Below are 22,440 nucleotides of genomic sequence, written 5' to 3'. Positions count from 1 at the left end.
CGAACATCAAGGGAGGAACCACCATGTCCGACGCCACCGCCAAGACCTATCCGCCATCCGCCGACATGGCCGCCCGGGCCCATGTGGACGCGCAGACCTATGACAAGATGTACCAAGCCTCGGTCACCGACACCGATGGGTTCTGGCGCGAACAGGCGCAGCGGATCGACTGGATCAAACCCTTTACTCAAGTGCGCGATGTGAACTTCGAACTTGGGTCGGTCAGCATCAATTGGTTCGCGGATGGCGAATTGAACGTCAGCGCCAATTGCATCGACCGCCATCTTGAGACGCGCGGCGATCAGACCGCGATCATCTGGGAGCCGGACAGCCCCGAAGATGAGGCCAAACACATCAGCTACCGCGAGCTCCACAGCGCCACCTGCCGCATGGCCAATGTGCTGCGTGATCTCGGCGTGGGCAAAGGCGACCGCGTCATCATCTATATGCCGATGATCCCCGAAGCCGCCTATGCCATGCTGGCCTGTGCGCGGATCGGGGCGATTCATTCCATCGTCTTTGCCGGGTTTTCCCCGGATGCGCTGGCCGCCCGCGTCAACGGTTGCGAAGCCAAGGTCGTGATCACCGCGGATGAGGCCCCGCGCGGCGGCAAGGCCACACCCCTCAAGGCCAATGCCGACAAGGCGTTGGCGCGATGCGATGCGTCCGTGCAATGCCTCGTGGTGCGCCGCACGGGCGGTGACGTGGCATGGGACGATGCCCGCGACCGTGATTACAACGCACTGATCAAGGATGCCGCCGAGACCTGCGAAGCGGAAGCGATGGGCGCCGAAGACCCGCTCTTCATCCTCTACACCTCAGGCTCCACCGGTCAGCCCAAGGGCGTTGTCCATACCACCGGCGGCTATATCACCTATGCGGCGCTGACCCATGAGGTGACGTTCGATTACCACGACGGCGACATCTACTGGTGCACGGCGGATGTGGGCTGGGTCACCGGGCATAGCTATATCGTCTATGGCCCGCTGGCCAATGGCGCCACCACGCTGATGTTCGAAGGCGTGCCCACCTACCCCGATGCCAGCCGTTTCTGGCAGGTCTGCGAAAAGCACAAAGTTACGCAGTTCTACACCGCCCCCACCGCAATCCGCGCGCTGATGGGGCAAGGCAATGACTATGTGACCAAAAGCGATCTGTCGTCGCTGCGCATCCTTGGCACCGTGGGCGAGCCGATCAACCCCGAGGCGTGGAACTGGTATCACGAGGTCGTCGGCCAGAACCGCTGCCCCATTGTCGACACGTGGTGGCAGACCGAGACCGGCGGCCATCTGATGACCCCCCTGCCCGGCGCGCATGACATGAAACCGGGGGCCGCGATGAAACCCTTCTTCGGCGTCAAACCGGTGGTGCTGGACCCAACATCGGGTCAAGAGATCGACGGCAACCCCGCTGAGGGCGTGCTTTGCATCGCCGACAGCTGGCCGGGGCAGATGCGCACCGTCTGGGGCGATCACGAAAGGTTCGAAAAGACCTATTTCGCCGATTACCCGGGCTATTACTTCACCGGCGACGGCTGCAAACGCGATGCCGATGGCGATTATTGGATCACGGGCCGCGTCGACGACGTGATCAACGTCTCGGGCCACCGCATGGGCACGGCCGAGGTGGAAAGCGCCCTTGTCGCGCATGACAAAGTGGCCGAAGCCGCCGTGGTCGGCTACCCGCATGACGTCAAAGGCCAAGGCATCTATTGCTATGTCACCTTGATGAGCGGTGAGGAACCTTCCGAAGAGTTGCGGGCCGAGTTGCGCAATTGGGTCCGGCAAGAGATCGGCCCCATCGCCTCGCCCGATCTGATCCAATGGGCGCCGGGCCTGCCGAAAACACGTTCGGGCAAGATCATGCGCCGCATCCTGCGCAAGATCGCCGAGGATGATTACGGCGCGTTGGGCGACACCTCGACGCTGGCGGACCCCGGCGTGGTGGACGATCTGATCGGCAACCGCATGAACCGCTGACACGCTGCGCGGCGCGGGCGGCTACCTGCCCCCACGCCGCGTTGCATGAGAAAGAGAGACATGGACCAAACCGCCCCCCAAGTGCCGCCCCCCGCCTCCGCTGCGGAATGCGACGCCGCCCTGCCGGATATCCTCGCCGCGCCCAAGGATGGCGCCGTGATCGAAGAACTTTGCTTTCGCCCCGATTACGGGGAGCGGGATTTCCGTGATGAACTGGATCTGACCGTGGCCCAAGGCATCCTTGGCGAACGTTGGACCGAGAAACCTTGGCTAACCCTGCCTGACGGCAGCCCCGATCCGCGGATACAGGTCTCCATCCTGCCCAAACGCGTGATGGACCTCTGCTGGCGCGACCGGGCAAACACGCCGCACCCCGGCGATACGATGATCGTGGACATGGACCTTGGCCATGAGAACCTGCCCGTCGGCACGCGCCTTCAAGCCGGGTCTGCGGTGCTGGAGGTGAGCGATAAGTTCAACACCGGCTGCATCAAATGGCGCGATCGCTATGGCCAAGACAGCCTGCGGTGGATCAACCGAAAGGAAAACCGCCCGCATCGGCTGCGCGGCGTTCTGTGCAAAATCGTGAAGGACGGCACCGTTCGCCGTGGGGACCGGCTGACCAAGCTCTGACGCCTCTCACATAGAAATGGGCCGCCCCCAAGGGACGGCCCGGATCGTCAGTTCAAGCGTTTTCGCGCGGGTTTAGCCTTCGACGCGCTGCAGGTTGATCTCACCCACGCCCACGGCAAAGTTTACGCCGGTCTGGGTGTTCACGCTCAGCGGCTGAAGCGCCAATGTGTTCTCGGAACCACCCGTCATCAGGTTGGCCCCCGCGCCGACACCGACAGTCGCCTCAGCGGAAACGCCTTTGTAGCTGCCGTTCAGCCCGCCTTCGGAATATTCCTGCTCGGTCGGGGCCAGCACTAGCCATGACATCTGGCCGTTCTCGGTCTTGCCGATGTCGACGCCCCAGCGGTTGATCTCGCCCACATAGGTCTCATCTTCGAGACCTTCTTGAATGGGGTTGAAGGTGCAGGTCAGCTCACGGGTGGAGCCGAAAACGAAGCCGGTGCCCTCGCCCACATCGCAAGACAGGGAGCCGATCTCGACGTGGTCGACGGTCTCATTGTCATCGGCCATCGCGGTGGAGCCGAAGGCGGTGGCGCTCAGAAGGGCCGCACCGAGGGTGAGTTTGCTTGCATACATCATCTTTGTCACTTTCCGGCGCGACGAGACGCGCCTTTTCTGCTGTGAACGGCATTCGGGTGCCTTGGACAGACGGCGCAGACCTCCTGCGCCGCCCCTTTCAGACAGCCAGCATCGACACCAATTGGGGCCGATGATGCCTCTCATCGCTGGCCCAACGCCGGGCCTTGGCAGCGGTTCCTCGGCCCAACTGCGGGGGCAAAAATCCGCGCAAGAGGGACGATGTGCAACGCACCGGCACCGCTGGACAAATCAGCAGCTACATGGCACCGCTTGTCGCTATGAGTGATGATCTGATCCCCTTCTCGCCCGACAGCGGCGATGCCCCGGCGCTGCGCCGCGCCTTCGGGCGTTTCGGCACCGGTGTGACCGTGGTGACCGTGAAAACCGCACAAGGGCCCTTGGGGATGACCGCGAATTCTTTCGCTTCGGTCTCGCTCGATCCGCCCTTGGTGCTGTGGTCGCCTGCGATCTCGTCCAAGCGGCACGACAGTTTCACCTCGGCGGCGTCCTTTTGCATTCACGTTTTGGGCGCGGATCAAGAGGATTTGGCCCAGCGTTTCGCAAGCCAAGGCCATGATTTCTCTGGTTTCGATTGGACGGAGGACGCCGCCGGTGTGCCCACTTTCGCAGGCTGCCTCGCCCGGTTTCACTGCGCGACCTATGCCGTGCATCCGGCGGGCGACCATTCGCTGATCTTGGGCCATGTGCAACAGGTCGCTTTGCGCGAGGATGGGGCGGCGGGCTTGATGTTCGACCAAGGCCGTTACGGCCACTTCACCCCCCGCGACGACAGCTAAGAAAAAGGGCGCCCCGCGAGGCGCCCCTTTCAATTAATAGTCCCGCTCGAAGAAGATGCCGATACTGCTATCGCCGTCCGAGCCAAGTGTGCCCTTGGCCGTCAGGCTTTCGGTGATATCGAGGTTGAGCGACACCTCCCCCGTGCCATCCGAGGCCGCCGTCACATCGGTATAGATGTTGTCGGTCAGGTATTTCCCCAGCCGCAGCGCCGTCTCGCCCTCCTCCGTGGTGGTCACGTCCAGATCGTCGAGACCAAAGCCCTCACGCAGGTTGCCGATCACCCCGTCGCCGCCGCGCCCTGCGAGGGTCGCCACCGCACTGGCCAATTGCAGCGCCTGAAAGGCCGAGATTTCCGAGATGTTGCGCCCAAAGAGGAGTTGCGACAGCACCTCGTCCTGCGGCGCGGCGGGGGTGGATTCAAAAGTGACTTCCGGCTCATTCGCCGGGCCGCTCACGATGACACGCACCTCCCCCGCTTCGGTATCGGTCGAGGTGACGAATCGGATATAGGGGATGAAATCACCCTGAAACTGGATCGACCCTTCGTCGAGCAAGAAGCGTTTGCCCAAGATATCGAGCCGCCCGCGGATCAACTCGAACCGCCCGGCCGAGATGATGCGGTTGGTCGTGCCGCTGAGGTTCAACGCGCCGCCCAGTTCCGCATCCAGCCCGCGGCCCCGGACGTAAATCCGGTTCGGCGCGTTGAGTTGCAGGTCCAGCCCGAACCCGGGGCCGGACGCCTCCGCCGCGGGATCATCCCCGGCCTCGGCCCCCTCCAACCCGGCCTTGCGGCGGGTCGCCAGCACATCGGCGGGCGCGTTGACATGGGAGATCTGCGGGATGTCCCCGATCGAGGTCAGACCCGTTGCGGGCACCTGAATATTCGTCTCGCCCGCGTTGATCACCCCGGTGATCTGCGCCCCCCCGCTCAAGGGACCTGCAAGCCGCAGATCGCCGTTCAGCGTGGTGCTGTAAAGGCTCGGGTCCGCATAGACGAGGTTGCGAAGGGTCACGTTGATATCCGCAGGCAAGGCCGGTGTCAGGGTGATCGCCCCCGCCACGCGCAGCTCTCCGCCATCGACGGCCTGACCGGTCACATTGAGCTGCGCCCGGTTGTTGCCAAGTTGGACATCCGCGTCGATCCCCCGCAAGGCCACGCGCAGGTTCGGCGCGGTGAAGGTCGCGCCGCTGGTGGTGATGCGCCCGCTGACCGACGACAGCGCCGCCGGTCCGTTGATCTGCAAATCGAACCGCGCTTGGCCTTGCAAATTGCGCGGGGCGAGGAAGGGACGCGACAACCCCAGCGGCGCATTGCCCACGATATCGAGGTTCAGCGTCCCGTCGGTATTCACCAGCCCTGCCACGGTCGCCTGCGTGCCCGCGGGTCCATTGGCGTTGGTGTCGATGCGCCATGCCTCCCCCTCGCGCCGGGCCGAGCCTGCGACGCTGAGCGGGCCGTTCACCTGCTCCACCAGTGCGCCGATGTCGGGCATGTTCAACTGGAAATCGACCGCCGCATTGGGGCCGGTGACCAAACCTTCGACCGTCGCCCGCGCGCCGTAAGGCCCGCTTGCGCTGGCATCAAGGATCACGCCGTCATCGGTCTGCCGCGCCACGCCATTGGCGGCGAAAGAGCCGGAGACGCTGGGCACCAGCGGGTTCACATTGGGCACCGAGACGTCGAAGCGCATCGAGACCTCACCGGTGACCAGCCCTTCAACCATAGCACTGCTGCCATAGGGACCGTCAGCGCTCACATCCACGGCGATCCCGTCTTCTGTTTGGCGGATGTCACCCTTGGCCGAGAGTGGGCCGTCCACACCGGGGGCCAACGGGCTGACATCCGGCAAACTCAGGTCAAAACGCAGCGCCATGTCAGGCCCCGTTGCCAAGCCTTCGACCGCGACGCGGCTGTCGTAGGGGCCATTGGCAATGGTATCGACGACAAACCCCTGTTCGGTCTGCTCCAGCGTGCCGCTGGCCGCGACCCCGCCGTTGATCTGCGGGACAAGGGGTTGGATGTCGGGCAGCGACAGGTCAAAGGCCACATCGACGCGCGGCATGACCAGCCCTTCGACCGAGGCCTGCGCCTCCAACGGGCCGCTGGCTTCGGTGTCGATTTTCCACCCCTGCGGCGTCTGGCGCAATGCGCCCTTGGCGGTGACCGGGCCGGTGATATCCGCCTCGGGCAGGAAATCTTCGATCCGGGGGATATCGGCGGTAAAGTCGATCTGCGCGTCCTCGCCCGTGGCCAAGCCCGACACGGTGAGCGCCGCGTCATAGGGCCCATCGGTGACCGCGTCGACGACCCAGCCGGGGGTCTCTTGCACAGCTGTCGCCTTGACCGCGATGGGGCCTTCGTATTGCGGCAGCACCAGCCCGACATCGGCGAGCGTGAAGTCCAAGGCCGCGCGGCTGTCTTCGCTGCGCAGCTCAACATCGCCGGTCAGGTCCAGCGCATCGTTCTTGAGGTCCAGATCGCGCAGGAAAGTCCCCGTCTCGTTGCGTTTCGCGACCATGCTGAGGCTGGTCCGCCCCGCCAGAACCGCATCCGCCTGTTCGATCCCGATCACAAGGTCATCAGTCCCGCCCGCAATTGCCAGATCGAACATCCCGCCTAAAGGCGTGACCGTGCCGTTCAGCGCCAGCGCCGTGGCGCCCGCGATATCGCGGCCCGCCAGCGCGGAAAAGCGACTGATATCTTGGGCTTCGAGCGTCATCTTCAACTGGGTGAGCAGCCCCGTGTCGACCCCGTCGATCGCGGCTTCGCCGGTCAGGCCATAGTCTTCGCCCGATAGGGTCAGCCCGTTGATTTCAATCGGTTCACCTTCGACAAAGCGGATCTCGGCGCTGCCGGTGATCGCATCGCCGACGGCCTCGGCACTTGCCGGATCGGTCAGCGTCAGCCCCTCGGTGGTAAAGGTCACGTCGCCAAGGAATTGCCCCAGACTGCCAAGGTTCCCTTCGAGAATACCGTCGAGCGCCAGTTGGGTCTGCGCAATTTGCAGCGCGCCCGTGTCCAGCCCGGTGATGTCGAAGGCGCTGTCGAAACGGTCGCCATCGGCAGCATCGTAATCCACCCGCAGGGTCACAGCTTCGACCCGCGTGCCCTCACCCGAGTTCGGCAGAAGGGTCGAGGTGCCATCTGGGTTTGCGATCCGGCCTGAGATGTCGATCAGCGTCGGCCATTTCTCTTGGTTCAACGTGACCTGCCCCTGCAGATCGACGGAATTCGCGGCAAGGGCAAAGCTGCTGACTTCAACTGCACCGTTGCTTTCCAGCAGCGCATCCAGCGCTAGCCGCACGTCCTCGCCGAAGAAGTCGCGGTAGCGCGGGGCGAGCAGCGCGGTGATGTCGCCGCCGATATCAGCTTGAATGCGGCGGTCCGGTGTATCGCTGGCACGGCGCGGGGCCTGCGTGCCAAGGGTCACCTGCCCCGCCAAACGCTCTTGCCCATCGGTGGCGATGGTCACGTCGGTCGCAAAATCATCCAGCGGCCCTGCGCCTTCGACGGTCATCTGCACCGAAGGCTGCCCCGGCAGGTTCAGGAGTTTCGAGGCGATGCCTTCGGGGTCTTCGGTCAGGTTCAACAACAGGTCCAGCACATTTTCGGTGCGGTCAAAATCGGCCTGAATGTCGAACTCGCCCCGTTTGCCATCGGTGCGGCGGGCCTGAAAATCGACGATGCCGACCGTATCGGTCAGCCGTGCATTGGCGCTTACCGAAAGCTGCGCCGCCTCGCCCAAGATCGGCGCGCCCAAGTTGATCTCATCCACCGAGAAATCCGCGATTTCGATGGAGACAGGCAGATCAGGCAAGGCAAAGGGTTTGGCCTCGGCATCGGGCAGATCGACTTCGTTACTGACCGGCAGACGCTCGACATCGAGCCGTCCGGCGGTGAGTTGCTCGACCTCCAGCCGTCCGCGCAGCAGGGCCGAACGGTTCCAATCCAGCACCACGTCATCAAGCGTCAGCCAGATGCCATCGTCATCCGCAATCGTCATCCGGTCAAAGGAGGCCTCCGAACTCAGCGCCCCTGCGAATCCGTCGATACTGACGGTGCGGCCCGCGCCGCTCAGCGCGTCTTGAATGGTCCGGGTGAGAAAGCCCTTGTCGTCATCCAGTGCGGCAGCCGGTGTGAGGCAGGCCAGATAGACAAGGCTGGCGGTGAGGAACTGCAAAAACTGTCGCATTAAAACGCCTGTCCAATCCCAATATAGACTTGGAAATCTTCATCCACTTCCGGCCCCGATGTGGGCACGGCCACGTCCAGCCGGATCGGCCCGATGCCCGTGGCATAGCGCAGCCCCAGACCTGCGCCCGAGTGCCAAGTGCCTGATCCGTCGTAGAATTCTTCCGACCCGATATAGCCCGCATCGGCAAAGCCCACGACGCCGATCTTCTCGGTCAGGGCCACGCGCGCCTCTGCCGAGAGCCCGACAAAGCTGCGCCCGCCCACGGTGTCGCCGCTCGGCAGCTCAACCCCAAGCGTTTGATAGGGTTGTCCGCGGACGCTGCCGCCCCCGCCGGAGTAAAAGAGGTAATCCGCCGGGGCTTCCGACAGGTCCGGCCCCGCGACCGAACCAAGCTGCCCCCGGAAGGCCAGCGTCACCGGGCGCTCCGTCCCGAAGCTGCGGTAGTAACGCGCATCAACATAGGTCCTCAGACCGCTTTCAGACCCCGACAGGGCGACAAAGGGCGTGAGGCTGGCGTCGATGTAATAGCCATCGGTGGCGTCCAACTCATTGTCGCGGTAGTCGAACTCGGCCCCCAGCGGCAGGGTCAGAAGGGTGTATTGGTTGGTGCCGAAGGCATCCTCGGTCTCGGCCACACGCAGGCCGAGGCCCGCGGAATAGGTGCGATTCTGGTTGGCAATCCGCTCGATCCCCGCCTCCAGATCCAACTGGCGGGAAAAGTAATTCACCTCATCAAGCTGCTCCAACGTCGCCAGAGCGTAGAAATCGGTGTCTTCGTTAAAGGTCGCCGGACGTTCGAACCGGGCAGAGAGCGTATAGTCTTCGCCGCCCGAATTGCCGCCGATGCCTTCGATCTCAGCCGAGAGGCGCAGACGTTCGGCCCCGCCCAGCAGATTGCGGTGCAGCCAGAAAGTGCTCAGCGTCAGCCCTTCTAGCGAGGACAGTTCCGCACCGAAGCCAAAGCGCCGCTTGGGCGCTTCGGTCACCTGCGCGGTGATGGGCAGCGTGTCGTTGGGGCCAATGCGATCCGCTTCGATGAGCGCCACAGCGTCGAACGCGCCGGTGCGGCGGAGCCGTTCGGTGGCCAGTTCCAACTCTTCGGGAGAGAAGACCTCCCCCTCCGGCAGGCCCGCGATTTCGATTAGCCGCGCGGTGCGCACGTCTTCGTTGCCGGTCACTGTCAGCGCGCCAAAGCGCAGCTTTGGCCCCGGAGCCAGCCGCAGGGCAGCGTCGATCTGGCGCTCACTGTGTTTGGCCACAAGGTCTTGATCCGCCAATGCCGCTTTCGCGTGGCCCACATCGCGCCAACCGCTGACGCCAGCCGAGACGGTTTCCTTCAGCACGCCAAGGCTCGCGGTCTCCCCAACGGCAAATCCGTCCGGCAACTCGGTGCCCGGGGCTATGGGCGCGATGCGGGTCGCGCCAAAGCGGAACTTCGGCCCCGGGTCTACCGTGATCACGGCCCGGTCGATGCGGCGCGGTGGTTGGACAGGGGGAATCGCGGCGGCATCGACGCCATCCAAGGTGATCTTGAGTGTCGGCCCGAAATACCCGTTGTCGTAAAGCAGCGCCAAAAGCCGCCCATAATCGGCCTGCGCCGCTGCGACCAACTCCTGCGGCGTGGCAGGCTCGGCATCCTCATCGGTCTGCTCGGCCAGCAAGGACCCATCGCGCAGGGTGGCATAGAGGTCCGAATCCGCCGCGATGCCGGTGATGGCCAGTTCCGCGGCCTGTGCCGCAGCCCCCCCGCCAAGAAGTAGTCCAAGAGCGAGACAAAGCGCCGCCCCTTGAGTCTGCCCTTGTTGCGCCACGCGCTACCCTCCTTGCGTTCGTCACCCCGGTTTTCGCGCCGGTTCTCCTTTGCCCGCCCAAACGGGCCTTATTCTTAGCAACCGTTAAACGGCATTGCCGCCTTGGCTGCAAACACTCTGCCGGGGGAATCGCGCGATGAGAACGGTCTGCCCCGCCCCGCGCAGGTGTCACGCGCGGAATCGGCAAGATACCGCGTAGCAAGACTGTAGGCTGACCACGCCCCGAGACGAGGGTAAAAAGGATTTTTCTTTCAGGGGGTCCGACCATCGCTTTGCATTGCAAAGCATGGTGGTGCGGTCGGAGAGACTCGAACTCTCACGGGTGTTACCCCACAGCGACCTCAACGCTGCGCGTCTACCATTCCGCCACGACCGCACGCCATGGTTGGTGGGCGGGGTTTAGCCAAAGACCAAGGGCTTGTGAAGAGGCAATCTGCAAATTTTTTCAATGCGTTTCAGAAAGCGGGTTCAGCCCCCGAGTTTCCGCAGCCGCACCCCCGATCACAATCCCCTTACCGCCCTGCAATCTGACGGCTCAGCCGTTGAAAGCGCGCGTTCGGCGGGCCATCTGTGACGGAAGCAAGAAGGAACACGCCATGCCCGCAGACACCGCCACCCCCACAGATACCCCCACCGTGCAGATCGACATCGTATCGGATGTGATGTGCCCTTGGTGTATCGTGGGCTACAAACAACTTGAGCAAGCGCTCGGCGCGGTTGGCGTCGGCGCCTTCGTGCGCTGGCACCCCTTTGAGTTGAACCCGCAGATGCCAGCCGAAGGCCAGAACATGGCCGAACATCTGGCCGAGAAATACGGCTCCACCCCTGCCCAATCGGTCGAGAATCGCAAACGGCTGACCCAGATGGGGCAAGACCTCGGCTTTACCTTTAACTTTTCCGACGACACGCGGATGCAAAACACCTTTGCCGCGCATCAACTGCTGACATGGGCGCAGGTCCAAGGGCTGCAACACCCGCTGAAGATGGCCCTTTTTGACGCGCATTTCAGCCAAGGGCGCAATGTGAACGACATTGATGTGCTCGCCGATGTTGCCGCTTCCGTCGGATTGGACCGGGATGAGGCGCTTGAGGTGCTCCGCAGCGGCAGCTTTGCCGAACAGACCCGCGAAGCGCAGCAATTCTGGACCTCGCGCGGCATCTCCGGCGTGCCGTCGATGATCTTCGAGGGCAAATACCTCATCACCGGGGCGCAGGGAGCAGAAAACTATGCCCAAATCCTGCGCAAGGTCTTGGAGGAACGCGACGCCGCCGCCTAACACTGTGCCTCTGGCGGTGCGGCGCGGGTCTTGCTAAGGCATCCCCATGGTTGAATGGATCATCACTGACGGCTTGACCGACTACCGCAGCGCCGAGGCGTGGATGGAGGCGCGTGCCACCGCCATCGCCGCCGGTGAGGCCGAGGAATGCATCTGGCTGGTCGAGCATCCCCCGCTCTATACCGCCGGAACCTCGGCGCGGGCCGAAGACCTGACAGAGCCCGACCGCTTTCCCGTCTACCCCACCCGGCGCGGCGGGCAGTATACCTATCACGGGCCGGGCCAGCGTGTGGCCTATGTGATGCTCAACGTCGCCGCCCGGGGGCGCGATGTGCGCTGTTTCGTGCGCCAGCTCGAAAACTGGGTCATCGCCACCTTGGATCAATTCAACCTGCGCGGCGAAATCCGCCCCGGACGCGTCGGCGTTTGGGTGCAACGGCCCGAGAAACCCGCCCAGCCCGATGGCAGCCCCGCCGAAGACAAGATCGCCGCCATTGGAATCAGGCTGCGCAAATGGGTCAGCTTCCACGGCATCAGCATCAATGTGGAGCCGGACCTCAGCCATTTTGGCGGCATCGTCCCCTGCGGCATCACAAACTACGGCGTGACCTCACTGGTCGATCTGGGCCTGCCCGTCACGATGGACGATGTCGATCTCGCCCTGCGCGCCACCTTTGATGAGGTTTTTGCCAGCGACCCCACAGGCAGCTGCGACATCATCCCCTAACAGCAGCAAAGCACGCGCCAAGCGCCCCAAAGGCCGGATTTTACGGCGATCACCACAGCGCAAAAAATACCCACCCTGCGACCATCGCGCCCATTGCCCCCGCGAGACGGTCGCTCTAAAACGGGCGCGACACCGCATGTGCCGCCTATGGCGCCATGTGTCCAATTCATTTGCAGGAGGCACCGCATGGCAGACGCAGCCATTCACGGCCAAGATCATCACGACGACCGGGGGTTCTTTACCCGGTGGTTCATGTCCACCAACCACAAAGATATCGGTATTCTGTACCTTATCGTCTCGGCCTTGGTCGGTCTTATTTCGGTGGCATTCACCGTGTACATGCGCCTCGAGCTCATGGATCCGGGCGTTCAATACATGTGTATGGAAGGCGCGCGTTTCATCGCGGATAGCTCTGCCGCCTGTACGCCAAACGGCCACCTGTGGAACGTGCTGATCACCGGCCACGGCATCCTGATGATGTTCTTCGTCGTGATTCCCGCGCTCTTCGGCGGTTTCGGCAACTACTTCATGCCGCTGCAAATCGGCGCGCCGGACATGGCCTTCCCGCGGATGAACAACCTCAGCTTCTGGCTCTATGTCGCAGGCACCACCCTCGCGGTCTGCTCCCTGCTGACACCCGGCGGCAACGGCCAGCTCGGCTCCGGCGTGGGCTGGGTGCTCTACCCGCCGCTTTCGGTGCGCGAAGCGGGCATGTCGATGGACTTCGCGATCTTCGCGGTGCACGTCTCCGGCGCCTCCTCGATCCTCGGCGCGATCAACATGATCACCACCTTCCTGAACATGCGTGCCCCCGGCATGACCCTGTTCAAAGTGCCGCTCTTCGCCTGGTCGATCTTCGTCACAAGCTGGCTGATCCTTCTGTCCCTGCCGGTTCTGGCGGGCGCGATCACCATGCTCTTGATGGACCGCAACTTCGGCTTCGCCTTCTTCGACCCCGCAGGCGGCGGTGACCCGATCCTCTACCAGCACATCCTGTGGTTCTTCGGCCACCCCGAAGTCTACATCATCATTCTGCCGGGCTTCGGCATCATCTCCCACGTCATCGCGACCTTCTCGCGCAAACCAGTCTTCGGCTACCTGCCGATGGTCTGGGCGATCATCGCGATCGGCGCATTGGGCTTCGTCGTCTGGGCGCACCACATGTACACCGTGGGCATGACCCTGAACCAGCAGGCCTACTTCATGCTGGCCACCATGGTCATCGCGGTGCCAACGGGGGTGAAGGTCTTCAGCTGGATCGCCACCATGTGGGGCGGCTCGATCGAGTTCAAAACACCGATGCTCTGGGCCTTTGGCTTCCTGTTCCTCTTCACCGTCGGTGGCGTCACCGGCATCGTGCTGAGCCAGGCCGCTGTGGACCGTGCCTATCACGACACCTACTACGTCGTGGCACACTTCCACTACGTGATGTCGCTCGGCGCCGTCTTCGCCATCTTCGCGGGCATCTACTTCTACCTGCCCAAGATGACGGGCCGCATGTACCCCGAATGGGCCGGCAAACTGCACTTCTGGGCGATGTTCATCGGTGCAAACCTGACCTTCTTCCCGCAGCACTTCCTGGGCCGTCAGGGCATGCCGCGCCGCTACATCGACTATCCTGAGGCATTTGCCTACTGGAACCAGTGGTCCTCGATCGGCGCCTTCCTCAGCTTCGCCTCCTTCCTCTTCTTCTTCGGGGTGATGGCCTACACGCTGACCCGCGGCGCGCGCTCCACAGCAAACAACCCGTGGAACGAATTCGCGGATACGCTGGAATGGACCCTGCCCAGCCCGCCGCCCGAACACACCTTCGAGCAGCTTCCGAAACAGGAAGACTGGGACAAGCAGCACAGCCACTAAGCTGACCCAAACCACAAAGGCCCCGCTCCCCGCGGGGCCTTTTCTTTTGCCCCCACTCCTCTGACAGCCGCCCCTCCCCTCTAACTTCATCCTTTCTCAAATACCCTCGGGGGTCCGGGGGCAGAGCCCCCGCCTTACGCAAATTTTTCCACCAAAAACCACATTTCCCTCTTGAAGCCCCCCGCCCCAATAGGTATCTCGCCTTCACCAGACGGTAAGCGGGCGTAGCTCAGGGGTAGAGCATAACCTTGCCAAGGTTAGGGTCGGGCGTTCGAATCGCCTCGCCCGCTCCATCTGGACTTCACAGGGTCGCATCTTTGGATGCGGCCCTTTGTGTTTTTCGCCCCCAAAACCACCGCAAAAAAAATTGCCGCGCGACGCTTAGATCACTTCATTTCCCCCTTGCAGCCCCCTGCGGGAATGGGTATTCCCCCCTCACCAACCGGATGCGGGCGTAGCTCAGGGGTAGAGCATAACCTTGCCAAGGTTAGGGTCGGGCGTTCGAATCGCCTCGCCCGCTCCAGGTTGATCCTACCACCCCGTAGGAAACGCAAAGCCGCCCTTTGGGGCGGCTTTTGTGTATCTAGCCCTACATAAAAAAACGCCCCATGACGAACACGGGGCGTAAGGTACGGAACGAGGGACAGTAGGTGGCCGGCAGGCGTTCCGGGCCTGCGGTCGCCTTTAAATTTAGGAAGCCTTAGCCGTTTTCAAAGGGGCCGGGCCCGGCCGCCCTGCCCCCTGCTCGGTTTTGAGCCAGTTCTTGCCGATTCTCAGCCGCCAAGCCGGCTGGCATAGAGCGCGATGGCCGCCGCGTTGGAGACGTTGAGCGAGCCGAATCCGCCCGCCGCATCGATCCGCACCAGCGCGTCTACGGTCTCGCGGGTCTTCTCCCGCAGCCCCGGCCCCTCGGCCCCCAGAACAAGCGCCACGGGGCGATCACGGCGGCCTTCGACGGCTTCCTCGATGGTCTGCGTCGCCTCGCCATCAAGCCCCAGCACCAGATAGCCCATCTCCTGCAAGGCCCGGATGGCATCGGCAAGGTTGCGGACTCTCAGATAGGGCTGGCGCTCCAGCGCACCGCTGGCGGTTTTGGCCAGCGCCCCGGTCTCGGGCGCGGAATGGTGTTTGGTGCCGATGACCGCCGAGGCGCCAAGCACTTCGGCAGAGCGTAGAATCGCGCCGACGTTATGCGGATCGGTCACCCGGTCGAGCAGCAAGAGCCGCGGCGCAGAATCACCGATGGCCACATCCTCCAATCGGCCCCAGTTCAGCGGCTTCACCTCCAGAACAGCGCCTTGGTGGACCGAGTTCGGATCGAGCGGCGGGCGGAACTTGCGCGGGTCCACGACCTGCGGCGTGATTCCCGCCTCGGCGATGGCCTCTTCCAGCTTCGCCTGCGCGTTCGGCGTGACCATCAACTGCAATTTTTCACGCCGCGGGTTCATCAGCGCATCGCGCACCGCATGCAGGCCGAACAGCCAGACCGTCTGCGCCGCTTCGGCCTTCTTGTCCTGCTCTTTTTGCACGACCCATTTGGGTTTCTTCATCTCTTTATCCTTTCGTGCGATTTCCCCAAGATTTCTCAGGAATTCGCCTTGACGCTTCTTTGGCTCGCTTGTAATCACGCCCCCACGTCAGGTGCAATGCACCGGGACAAAGTGGGCGACAGGCCGCAAGGTGTGGCAGGGGACTGTAACTCCCTCGCGGAGACGCACGCCTGGTTCGATTCCAGGGTCGCCCACCACTTTCTCCCCCCTCGCGATAGTTCGTATGCGCAGTTAAGGCGCGCTCGTGGCGACCGATCAACGCCGCGCCCGGGGGCTATCAAGGGATCAACACATCGCGCCGCACAAAACCCTCAATCGCCATTCCCAAATCGTCGTAAACCACCTGAACCCGAACCCTCTCAACCGACCCGAGATCGAACGTCAGGTAAGGCTGCGGGTCCCCCTCCAGAATCGCATTCGGCGTGGGCGATGAATCGTGACAGGGCGGCATCGGCAGATTCTGCATCGGCGCGTCGTTCACCGCGATTGCCATGGCGGCCAGCCCGCAGCGCCAGCTCCACAGGTGGGTCACATAGAGCAAGTCTCGCCCATCATACTCCCGCACGGCGATCCAATTCCCGCGGGTGGCGTCCAGGATCGGACGCACCTCTGCGGCGGTGGTGAAACGGCCCGTGGGTGTCTGGTCTTCGGCGACCAAGCCGGGGGGCACGGCATCCATGTAGAATGCAGGCGGCGGGGCCGCGGGTGCCGGGGGCGCCGCCGGGCTGGCCGGGGCTGCGGGGCGTGCCGGAGCCTGCACCGTCATCGGCGCATCCGGTCGGCCTACCCCGTCCGAAGGCGCAGAGGGGCCGCCCAAGCTGATAGCGATCACGGCAAAGACAAAATCGAACATTCGAACCCCTTTCGCAGGCCGCTCAAATTGCTGGCTTTTGCCGACAGAGCCCTGCCCCTATACTGGCCGAAAACCAAAGGCCGCAGTTAAGTATGACACGCAATTCGCGTATCCCGCAAATTTTCAACGTCGTCATCGTGGGCCAAGAGGGGCGGCTGGCCTATGAGGCGTTGCTTTTCGCCGCCTCCCTGCGCCATTCCTGCCCGGAGTTTCAAGGCCGCCTGCTGATCGCCGAGCCGCAGCCCGGCCCGCTATGGGACAGTGATCCGCGCATCACCGACAGCGCGCTGCGCGAGGCGCTGAGCGAGCTTGGGGCGGAGTTCGTCCCCTTTGACAATCAGCATTTCGGCGGCACCTACCCCAATGGCAATAAGATCGAGATGCTCAGCGCCCTGCCCGCGGGCGAACCCTTTGTTTTCTTTGACACCGATACGCTGATCACCGGCGATCTGACGGCGGTGCCGTTTGATTTCGACCGCCCCTCGGCCTCTCTCAAACGCGAGGGGACATGGCCCGAGCCGCAGCTATACGGGCCGGGCTATAGCGCGTTGTGGAAGTCGCTTTACGACAAGTTCGGCCTCGACTTCGCCAGCAGCCTCGACCTGAGCCAACCGGATGAATATTGGCGGCGTTATCTCTATTTTAACGCCGGGTTCTTCTACTACCGCTGTCCGCAGGAATTCGGTGATCTCTTCCTGCGCTACGCACTCGCTGTGCGCGACGATCCTCCGGTTGAGCTTTGCGCGCAGAGCTTTGACCCATGGCTCGACCAAATCGTGCTGCCGCTGGTGATCCACGCCCTTGGCGGCGGGCGGGGCACCCTGCCCGCTGGCCTGCTGGATGGCAAGGTGTCCTGCCACTATCGCTTTCTGCCCCTGCTCTACGCGCGGGAGAGCGATCAGGCGATCGAGGTGCTGGAGATGATCACGGCCCCCAACCGGATGAAAAAGGTGCTCAAGCAGCGCGATGCGATCAAGCGGATGGTCTATCAGGGCCGCGGGGCCAAGGTGCGCGCGCTTTTCGATCAAGACAACCTGCCCCGCCGCGAACAGGCGATCCGCAACCGGATCAAATCAAACGGTTTCTGGATGCGCTGAGCCCCGCCTGCCCCGTTGTCTGGACGAGTCTTTGCGCCTAGGCTGCGCGAGAACCATTTTCTGAGAGGACAGACCAATGGCCGACAGCCCCACCCCACATTTCGACACGCTGCAAATCCACGCAGGCGCCAACCCCGACCCGGCCACCGGCGCGCGGCAGACGCCGATCTATCAGACCACAGCCTATGTCTTTCGCGATGCCGATCACGCGGCGGCTTTGTTCAACCTTGAGGAAGTCGGCTATATCTATTCGCGCCTGACCAACCCCACCAACGCGGTCCTGCAAGAGCGTATCGCCACGCTCGAAGGCGGCGTCGGTGCGGTCTGCTGCTCATCGGGTCATGCGGCGCAGATCATGGCGCTGTTCCCGCTGATGGGGCCGGGCAAGAATATCGTCGCCTCTACCCGTCTCTATGGCGGCACGGTCACGCAGTTCAGCCACACGATCAAACGCTTTGGCTGGTCCTGCAAGTTTGTCGACTTCGACGATCCGCAGGCCGTGGCCGATGCGATCGACGACGACACCCGCGCGGTCTTTGGTGAGGCCATCGCAAACCCCGGCGGCTATATCATGGATGTGCGCGCTATTGCGGATGTGGCCGATGCGGCGGGCATTCCGCTGATCATCGACAACACCAGCGCCACCCCCTACCTCTGCCGCCCGATTGAGCATGGCGCGACGCTGGTGGTGCATTCCACCACCAAATACCTCACCGGCAATGGCACCGTTATGGGCGGCTGCGTGGTGGATTCAGGCAAGTTCGACTGGTCCGCGAATGACAAATTTCCCTCCCTCAGCCAGCCTGAGGAAGCCTATCACGGCATGAAGTTTCACGAGACCTTCGGCCCCATGGCCTTTACCTTCCACGGCATCGCCATCGGGCTGCGCGATCTGGGGATGACGATGAATCCACAGGCGGCGCATTACACGCTGATGGGGATCGAAACCCTGTCGCTGCGGATGGAGCGGCATGTGCAAAACGCGGTCAAGGTCGCCGAATGGCTCGAACAGGACGACCGGGTCGAGTATGTCACCTATGCTGGGCTTAAATCCTCGCCCTATCACGAGCGGATGCAAAAGGTCTGCCCCAAAGGCGCCGGCGGGCTTTTCACCTTTGCGGTCAAGGGCGGCTATGACGCCTGTGTGAAACTGGTCAATAGCCTTGAGATCTTTAGCCATGTCGCGAACCTGGGCGATACGCGCTCGCTGATCATTCACTCCGCCTCCACCACCCACCGGCAACTGACGGCAGAGCAGCAGGAAGCGGCGGGGGCCGGTCCGGGCGTCGTGCGCATCTCTATCGGGACCGAGGACGCGGACGATCTGATCGCTGATCTCGATCAGGCACTGGCCAAGGCGACCAGCTAAACCACCTTCCCCCGCCGATCACCTCGGCGGGGGTTTTCCATCTGCGGCAGCTTACTGCCCCGGGGCAATCGCAAAGGTCATCGAGACCTGCGCCCGCACCTCGACCTCACCTTCGGCCACGGCACTGTCCATCGCCATCCCCATACGGGCGGATTCGAACATCTTGGGCTGCGCGTGGGAGTTTTCGGTCATGCGGATCAGCGTGCCGAGCTTCACCCCTGCCGCCTCGGCCAACTGCCGCGCGCGTTCGGTGGCATCCGCAACGGCGGCTTTGCGTGCCTCGGCCAGCGCATCTTTCGGGTCTTGAAGACCAAAGTCCAAGCCGTTGAAATCATTCGCTCCTTCGTCGATCACCGCATCCATCATCGCGCCCAAGCGCTCCAGATCGCGCACTTTGACCGTTACGGAGTTGCCCGCCTGATAGCCGGTGATGCGCGGCGCCTCGCCGTTTTCATTCGCGCGGCGGTCATGCACCGGGCGCAGGTAGAAACGGCTGGTCTGACGGTCCTTCGCAGCGACGCCCTGCGCGTCGAGCTGGGTGAGGATCGCGCTTACGGCGGCATTCACCCCGTCCATCGCGGCCTTGGCGGTTTCGGCCTCTTCGGTCACGCCCAAAGTGATCGTCGCCATGTCGGGTGCGGCGGCGATGCTGCCTTGGCCGGTGACGATAATCCCCTCTTCCGGTCCCTGCTGGGCCGAGACCAATCCGGCCCCCGCCATCCACGCCAGCGCCACCCAATTCATCAGTCGCATGTTCGTTCCTTTCCGTGCATCAATGCGCCGCCATTTGCCCATCGCGGGCCGGTTCTGACAAGCACCTGCGCGGTGCGCACCCTTCCCTTGGGCGAACTCCTGCTCTATCCTTCGCCATGACTGCGGCGCGTCTGTAAGTGCGCCCGACCCCATGCTAAAGTCGACCGCGATGAAGCCGAATTTTACCCTCTCCCTGTCGTTCGACGGCATTCGTTTGCTCCACCGCACATCGGGCGGATGGCAGCTTGTTGGTGAAGTGGCGCTCGACAGTGCCGATCTGGCGGCGGAACTGGCGGTCTTGCGCAAAACCGCCACGGCGTTGGAGCCCGGCGGGCTGCGCAGCCTGCTGTTGATCCCCGACGCGCAGATCAAATACCTCACCCTCGACACGCCGGATATGGACCCCGCCGCCCGCCGTGCCGCAGCGGCAGAGGCGCTGGAGGGGGCCACGCCCTATCCGGTTTCCGATCTGGTGTTTGACGTGCATGCCGATGGTGGGAAGAGCCTTGTTGCAGCCGTGGCCCGCGAGACTTTGGACGAAGCCGAGGCTTTCGCGGTGGAGCATCGTTTCCACCCGGTCAGCTTCGCCGCCGCCCCGGCCAATGAGAGCTTCGATGGCGCGCCGCATTTCGGCATGACGAAAGCCGCGTCGGACCTGCTGGAACCCGGCGAAACCGTGGAGCCTGAGGCGGCTCCCATCGTGATTTCCGGCGTGATGAACGCGCCCGAAGGGCCGGTCGTGGACACGGATGAGACGACCCCCGTGGCCGAGCCTGAGCTTGCTCCGCCGCCGGTAGAGGAAGACCTGCCGGATTTGGGCTCGACCGAGGACGTTTCGGAAGCCGCCCCCGCGTTGGAGCCACCCCCCGAAGACACGCCACCGCCCTTGGACGAAGACCTGCCCGCCTTGGACGCTGCGGCGGAAACGGAGGCGACGGAAGACCCGGCAGAGGCTGAGCTGGCCCCCACTCCAGAGGAAACCCCACCGCCGTTGGCAGAAGACCTGCCCGCGTTGGAGACCCCCGCGCCAAGCGAGGAACCGGAAGAGACGGAGGCGGACGCGCCGCCCGCCCCCACGGGCAGCGTTGCGGCATCCGCAGCCCCCCTTGCGGCGGCGGCAAGCACGCAGGCCGCGCCGCAGCCCGAGCCTTCGCGCAAGGTTGATTTCTCGGCACCGCCCTCGCGCAGTGCCCCTGCCGCCGGTTTTGCAAGCCGCCGTGGCGGGTCAGACAACGCGCCCAGCCTTGGCGGCGCGAGCCGGGAAACACCCCCGCCTGCCGCCAAAGCGGAAGCGACGCCCGCGCCCGCCCCCAGCACAGCCTCCCTGCCCGTCGGCGCACCTTCGCCCGCTGCGGCCCCGCTTGCGCCGCAGATGCCCGTCGAACCGGCCACCGCCGCCGCCGCGACGGAGGCCGCAGCCCCCCAGCCTGACAGCAGCTCGCTGACGCCCGAGACGACCACCTCGACCGGCACCTTCCTCAGCCGCCGCAAACCGAAAGCGTCGAAAGACCGCCGGACCGCCCCTGCCAGCCCCGCCGCGGCCACCCCAGCAACAGAGGCCGAGCGGATGACCGTTTTCGGCGCGCGCCGCCGGAACGAAGTCGGTGGCAAGCCGCGCTTCCTTGGCCTGATCCTGACGGCGGCGCTTTTGGTCTTCTTGGCCGGTGTCGCGGCTTGGGCCTCGATCTTCCTCGACGAGGGCAGCGCGCTTTCGCGGCTCTTTGGCGACCGGAGCCCGCGCAGCACCGCCGAAGCCTTGGCCCCTGCGGAAACCCCTGAAATCGAAAATGACATTGCCGTGCTGCCCCCCGAACCGGCAGAGCCTGACGCAATCGAAACCGCTGCTTTGGACGCCGGCTTGACCGACGAAGACGGTGCCGTGCTCGACGCGCTGCGCGACCCTGAGCCGCGCCCCCTGTCAGAGATGACCGAGGCCGAGATCGACGCCAAATATGCCACCACCGGCATCTGGGCCCGCGCCCCGGACGTGCCCCCGGCCCCGGCAGCGGCGATTGATATCGACGATCTCTACCTCACCAGCATCGACCCGATCAGCAGCACGACAGACGCCGTGGCCCTGCCGCCCGCCGATGAGTTCGGCACCGACATTGCCCCCGGCGCGGTCAGCTCTCCGGCGGCGGCGGGCACACGCTTTGCGCTGGACGCGCGCGGCTTGGTCAAACCCACGGCGCAGGGGGCGCTTAGCCCCGATGGCCATCTGGTCTACCTCGGACGCCCCGCCGTGCAGCCCCCCGCCACTCTGACCCGGCCCGAAGCCGAACCGGCTGAGCCCGAGGTCGACAGTGCCTTGGCCGAGGCCCGGCCCCGTCTGCGCCCCAACGATTTGGCAGAGACGACCGAACGCGCCCAGCTTGGCGGGCTGACACGTTCCGAATTGGCCGATCTGCGCCCGCAACTGCGGCCCAAATCCGTTCAAGAAATCGCTCAGGAAGCGCTCGCCGCTGCCACGCCTGAGCCCGAGGTTGCCCCCATCGACACCAGCGGCGCGGTTGCCGCCGCCCTCGCCACGCCGCCCGCAATCCAGAACGCGACGAAACAGGCCACAACCCAGTCGCGCCGCCCCGATACCCGGCCCCGCAATTTCGACCGGATCGTGAAACGCGCCGCCCGCCGGGCTGCGCCTGCGCAGGTCGCGAGCGTGGCACCCAAGGCCGTGCAGCCCCGCTTTCCATCGAAAACCTCCGTGGCGAAACAGGCCACGGTGAAGAATGCGATCAACCTGCGCGACGTCAATCTGATCGGCGTTTATGGCAAACCCTCGAACCGCCGCGCTCTGGTTCGGCTCAGCAACGGGCGCTATCAAAAGGTTGAGGTCGGCGACCGGATCGACGGGGGCCGCGTCTCGGCCATTGGCGATAGCGAGTTGCGCTATGTGCGCCGGGGTCGGAATGTCGTGCTGAAGATGCCGAACTAGGTCTCACCACATAAAAAGAGACG

General features: G+C 64.0%; 15 protein-coding genes and 4 tRNA genes. 12 read left to right on the top strand and 7 right to left on the bottom strand.

The window, feature by feature from the left end; genetic code table 11:
• Positions 1-23 precede the first annotated feature (23 nt).
• On the top strand, positions 24-1,979 hold the full coding sequence (gene acs / locus ACGYLA_RS17740; RefSeq protein WP_394434227.1) for an acetate--CoA ligase: 1,956 nt from the start codon (positions 24-26) through the stop codon (positions 1,977-1,979).
• Positions 1,980-2,039: 60 nt separating this feature from the next.
• Complete coding sequence (locus ACGYLA_RS17735) at positions 2,040-2,612, top strand: MOSC domain-containing protein (protein ID WP_394434225.1); 573 nt, start codon at positions 2,040-2,042, stop codon at positions 2,610-2,612.
• Positions 2,613-2,684: 72 nt separating this feature from the next.
• Here the strand turns inward: ACGYLA_RS17735 and ACGYLA_RS17730 are convergent, their stop codons facing one another.
• Positions 2,685-3,191, bottom strand: coding sequence for a DUF992 domain-containing protein (locus tag ACGYLA_RS17730; RefSeq protein ID WP_209218611.1), 507 nt, complete (start codon positions 3,189-3,191; stop codon positions 2,685-2,687).
• Between the two features lie 278 nt (positions 3,192-3,469).
• On the opposite strand from ACGYLA_RS17730, the gene ACGYLA_RS17725 reads away from it, so the two are divergent.
• The gene (locus tag ACGYLA_RS17725; protein WP_067260558.1) at positions 3,470-3,988 is read left to right on the top strand and encodes a flavin reductase family protein; all 519 of its coding nucleotides are present in this window, start codon (positions 3,470-3,472) and stop codon (positions 3,986-3,988) included.
• Positions 3,989-4,021: 33 nt separating this feature from the next.
• On the opposite strand, the gene ACGYLA_RS17720 is transcribed toward ACGYLA_RS17725, so the two are convergent.
• The 3 genes from ACGYLA_RS17720 to ACGYLA_RS17710 all read right to left on the bottom strand — a co-directional run bounded on the left by ACGYLA_RS17720 (position 4,022) and on the right by ACGYLA_RS17710 (position 10,372).
• Positions 4,022-8,182 carry a translocation/assembly module TamB domain-containing protein gene (locus tag ACGYLA_RS17720; protein ID WP_394434222.1) on the bottom strand — a complete coding sequence of 1,387 codons (4,161 nt, stop codon included), beginning with the start codon at positions 8,180-8,182 and terminating at the stop codon, positions 4,022-4,024.
• The gene (locus ACGYLA_RS17715) at positions 8,182-9,996 is read right to left on the bottom strand and encodes an autotransporter assembly complex family protein (RefSeq protein WP_394434220.1); all 1,815 of its coding nucleotides are present in this window, start codon (positions 9,994-9,996) and stop codon (positions 8,182-8,184) included. Before ACGYLA_RS17715 ends, ACGYLA_RS17720 begins: the two co-directional genes overlap by 1 nt.
• A gap of 290 nt (positions 9,997-10,286) precedes the next feature.
• Positions 10,287-10,372 (bottom strand) — tRNA-Leu (locus ACGYLA_RS17710).
• Positions 10,373-10,592: 220 nt separating this feature from the next.
• On the opposite strand from ACGYLA_RS17710, the gene ACGYLA_RS17705 reads away from it, so the two are divergent.
• From ACGYLA_RS17705 to ACGYLA_RS17685, 5 genes are all read left to right on the top strand, one after another.
• Positions 10,593-11,273, top strand: coding sequence for a DsbA family oxidoreductase (locus ACGYLA_RS17705; RefSeq protein ID WP_394434218.1), 681 nt, complete (start codon positions 10,593-10,595; stop codon positions 11,271-11,273).
• 46 nt (positions 11,274-11,319) lie between these two features.
• The gene (gene lipB / locus ACGYLA_RS17700) at positions 11,320-12,000 is read left to right on the top strand and encodes a lipoyl(octanoyl) transferase LipB (protein WP_394434216.1); all 681 of its coding nucleotides are present in this window, start codon (positions 11,320-11,322) and stop codon (positions 11,998-12,000) included.
• 186 nt (positions 12,001-12,186) lie between these two features.
• On the top strand, positions 12,187-13,860 hold the full coding sequence (ctaD, locus tag ACGYLA_RS17695; RefSeq protein WP_067261244.1) for a cytochrome c oxidase subunit I: 1,674 nt from the start codon (positions 12,187-12,189) through the stop codon (positions 13,858-13,860).
• Positions 13,861-14,078: 218 nt separating this feature from the next.
• Positions 14,079-14,153: transfer RNA gene (locus tag ACGYLA_RS17690), tRNA-Gly, on the top strand.
• Between the two features lie 155 nt (positions 14,154-14,308).
• Positions 14,309-14,383: transfer RNA gene (locus ACGYLA_RS17685), tRNA-Gly, on the top strand.
• A 250-nt stretch (positions 14,384-14,633) separates the two neighbouring features.
• Here ACGYLA_RS17685 and rlmB read toward each other — a convergent pair.
• Positions 14,634-15,410 carry a 23S rRNA (guanosine(2251)-2'-O)-methyltransferase RlmB gene (gene rlmB / locus ACGYLA_RS17680; protein WP_394434213.1) on the bottom strand — a complete coding sequence of 259 codons (777 nt, stop codon included), beginning with the start codon at positions 15,408-15,410 and terminating at the stop codon, positions 14,634-14,636.
• A gap of 113 nt (positions 15,411-15,523) precedes the next feature.
• Between rlmB and ACGYLA_RS17675 the strand changes: the two genes are divergently transcribed.
• Positions 15,524-15,607, top strand: a tRNA-Tyr gene (locus ACGYLA_RS17675).
• Between the two features lie 80 nt (positions 15,608-15,687).
• Here the strand turns inward: ACGYLA_RS17675 and ACGYLA_RS17670 are convergent.
• Complete coding sequence (locus ACGYLA_RS17670) at positions 15,688-16,263, bottom strand: hypothetical protein (RefSeq protein WP_394434211.1); 576 nt, start codon at positions 16,261-16,263, stop codon at positions 15,688-15,690.
• Positions 16,264-16,355: 92 nt separating this feature from the next.
• Between ACGYLA_RS17670 and ACGYLA_RS17665 the strand changes: the two genes are divergently transcribed.
• Together ACGYLA_RS17665 and ACGYLA_RS17660 are read left to right on the top strand one after the other, a co-directional pair.
• The gene (locus ACGYLA_RS17665) at positions 16,356-17,360 is read left to right on the top strand and encodes a hypothetical protein (protein ID WP_394434209.1); all 1,005 of its coding nucleotides are present in this window, start codon (positions 16,356-16,358) and stop codon (positions 17,358-17,360) included.
• A gap of 76 nt (positions 17,361-17,436) precedes the next feature.
• Complete coding sequence (locus tag ACGYLA_RS17660; protein WP_394419256.1) at positions 17,437-18,729, top strand: O-acetylhomoserine aminocarboxypropyltransferase/cysteine synthase family protein; 1,293 nt, start codon at positions 17,437-17,439, stop codon at positions 18,727-18,729.
• 51 nt (positions 18,730-18,780) lie between these two features.
• Here ACGYLA_RS17660 and ACGYLA_RS17655 read toward each other — a convergent pair whose 3' ends face one another.
• Complete coding sequence (locus ACGYLA_RS17655; RefSeq protein WP_394434206.1) at positions 18,781-19,482, bottom strand: SIMPL domain-containing protein; 702 nt, start codon at positions 19,480-19,482, stop codon at positions 18,781-18,783.
• Between the two features lie 151 nt (positions 19,483-19,633).
• Here ACGYLA_RS17655 and ACGYLA_RS17650 point away from each other — a divergent pair, with 151 nt between their 5' ends.
• Positions 19,634-22,417: a hypothetical protein gene (locus ACGYLA_RS17650; RefSeq protein WP_394434204.1), complete on the top strand. Its 2,784-nt coding sequence runs from the start codon at positions 19,634-19,636 to the stop codon at positions 22,415-22,417.
• Positions 22,418-22,440: the final 23 nt, after the last annotated feature.

The organism is Sulfitobacter sp. 1A13679, assembly GCF_043557115.1.
Taxonomy (GTDB): Bacteria; Pseudomonadota; Alphaproteobacteria; order Rhodobacterales; family Rhodobacteraceae; genus Sulfitobacter; species Sulfitobacter faviae.
The sequence above is the reverse complement of the archived record's forward strand: the minus strand, read 5'-3'. Positions and strand labels throughout refer to the sequence as shown.

Bases quoted from the DNA above. Each gene is read 5' to 3' on its own strand.
- acs (WP_394434227.1), top strand. From the start codon at position 24: ATGTCCGACGCCACCGCCAAGACCTATCCGCCATCCGCCGACATGGCC.
- ACGYLA_RS17735 (WP_394434225.1), top strand. From the start codon at position 2,040: ATGGACCAAACCGCCCCCCAAGTGCCGCCCCCCGCCTCCGCTGCGGAA.
- ACGYLA_RS17730 (WP_209218611.1), bottom strand. From the start codon at position 3,191: ATGATGTATGCAAGCAAACTCACCCTCGGTGCGGCCCTTCTGAGCGCC.
- ACGYLA_RS17725 (WP_067260558.1), top strand. From the start codon at position 3,470: ATGAGTGATGATCTGATCCCCTTCTCGCCCGACAGCGGCGATGCCCCG.
- ACGYLA_RS17720 (WP_394434222.1), bottom strand. From the start codon at position 8,182: ATGCGACAGTTTTTGCAGTTCCTCACCGCCAGCCTTGTCTATCTGGCC.
- ACGYLA_RS17705 (WP_394434218.1), top strand. From the start codon at position 10,593: ATGCCCGCAGACACCGCCACCCCCACAGATACCCCCACCGTGCAGATC.
- lipB (WP_394434216.1), top strand. From the start codon at position 11,320: ATGGTTGAATGGATCATCACTGACGGCTTGACCGACTACCGCAGCGCC.
- ctaD (WP_067261244.1), top strand. From the start codon at position 12,187: ATGGCAGACGCAGCCATTCACGGCCAAGATCATCACGACGACCGGGGG.
- rlmB (WP_394434213.1), bottom strand. From the start codon at position 15,410: ATGAAGAAACCCAAATGGGTCGTGCAAAAAGAGCAGGACAAGAAGGCC.
- ACGYLA_RS17670 (WP_394434211.1), bottom strand. From the start codon at position 16,263: ATGTTCGATTTTGTCTTTGCCGTGATCGCTATCAGCTTGGGCGGCCCC.
- ACGYLA_RS17665 (WP_394434209.1), top strand. From the start codon at position 16,356: ATGACACGCAATTCGCGTATCCCGCAAATTTTCAACGTCGTCATCGTG.
- ACGYLA_RS17660 (WP_394419256.1), top strand. From the start codon at position 17,437: ATGGCCGACAGCCCCACCCCACATTTCGACACGCTGCAAATCCACGCA.
- ACGYLA_RS17655 (WP_394434206.1), bottom strand. From the start codon at position 19,482: ATGCGACTGATGAATTGGGTGGCGCTGGCGTGGATGGCGGGGGCCGGA.
- ACGYLA_RS17650 (WP_394434204.1), top strand. From the start codon at position 19,634: ATGCTAAAGTCGACCGCGATGAAGCCGAATTTTACCCTCTCCCTGTCG.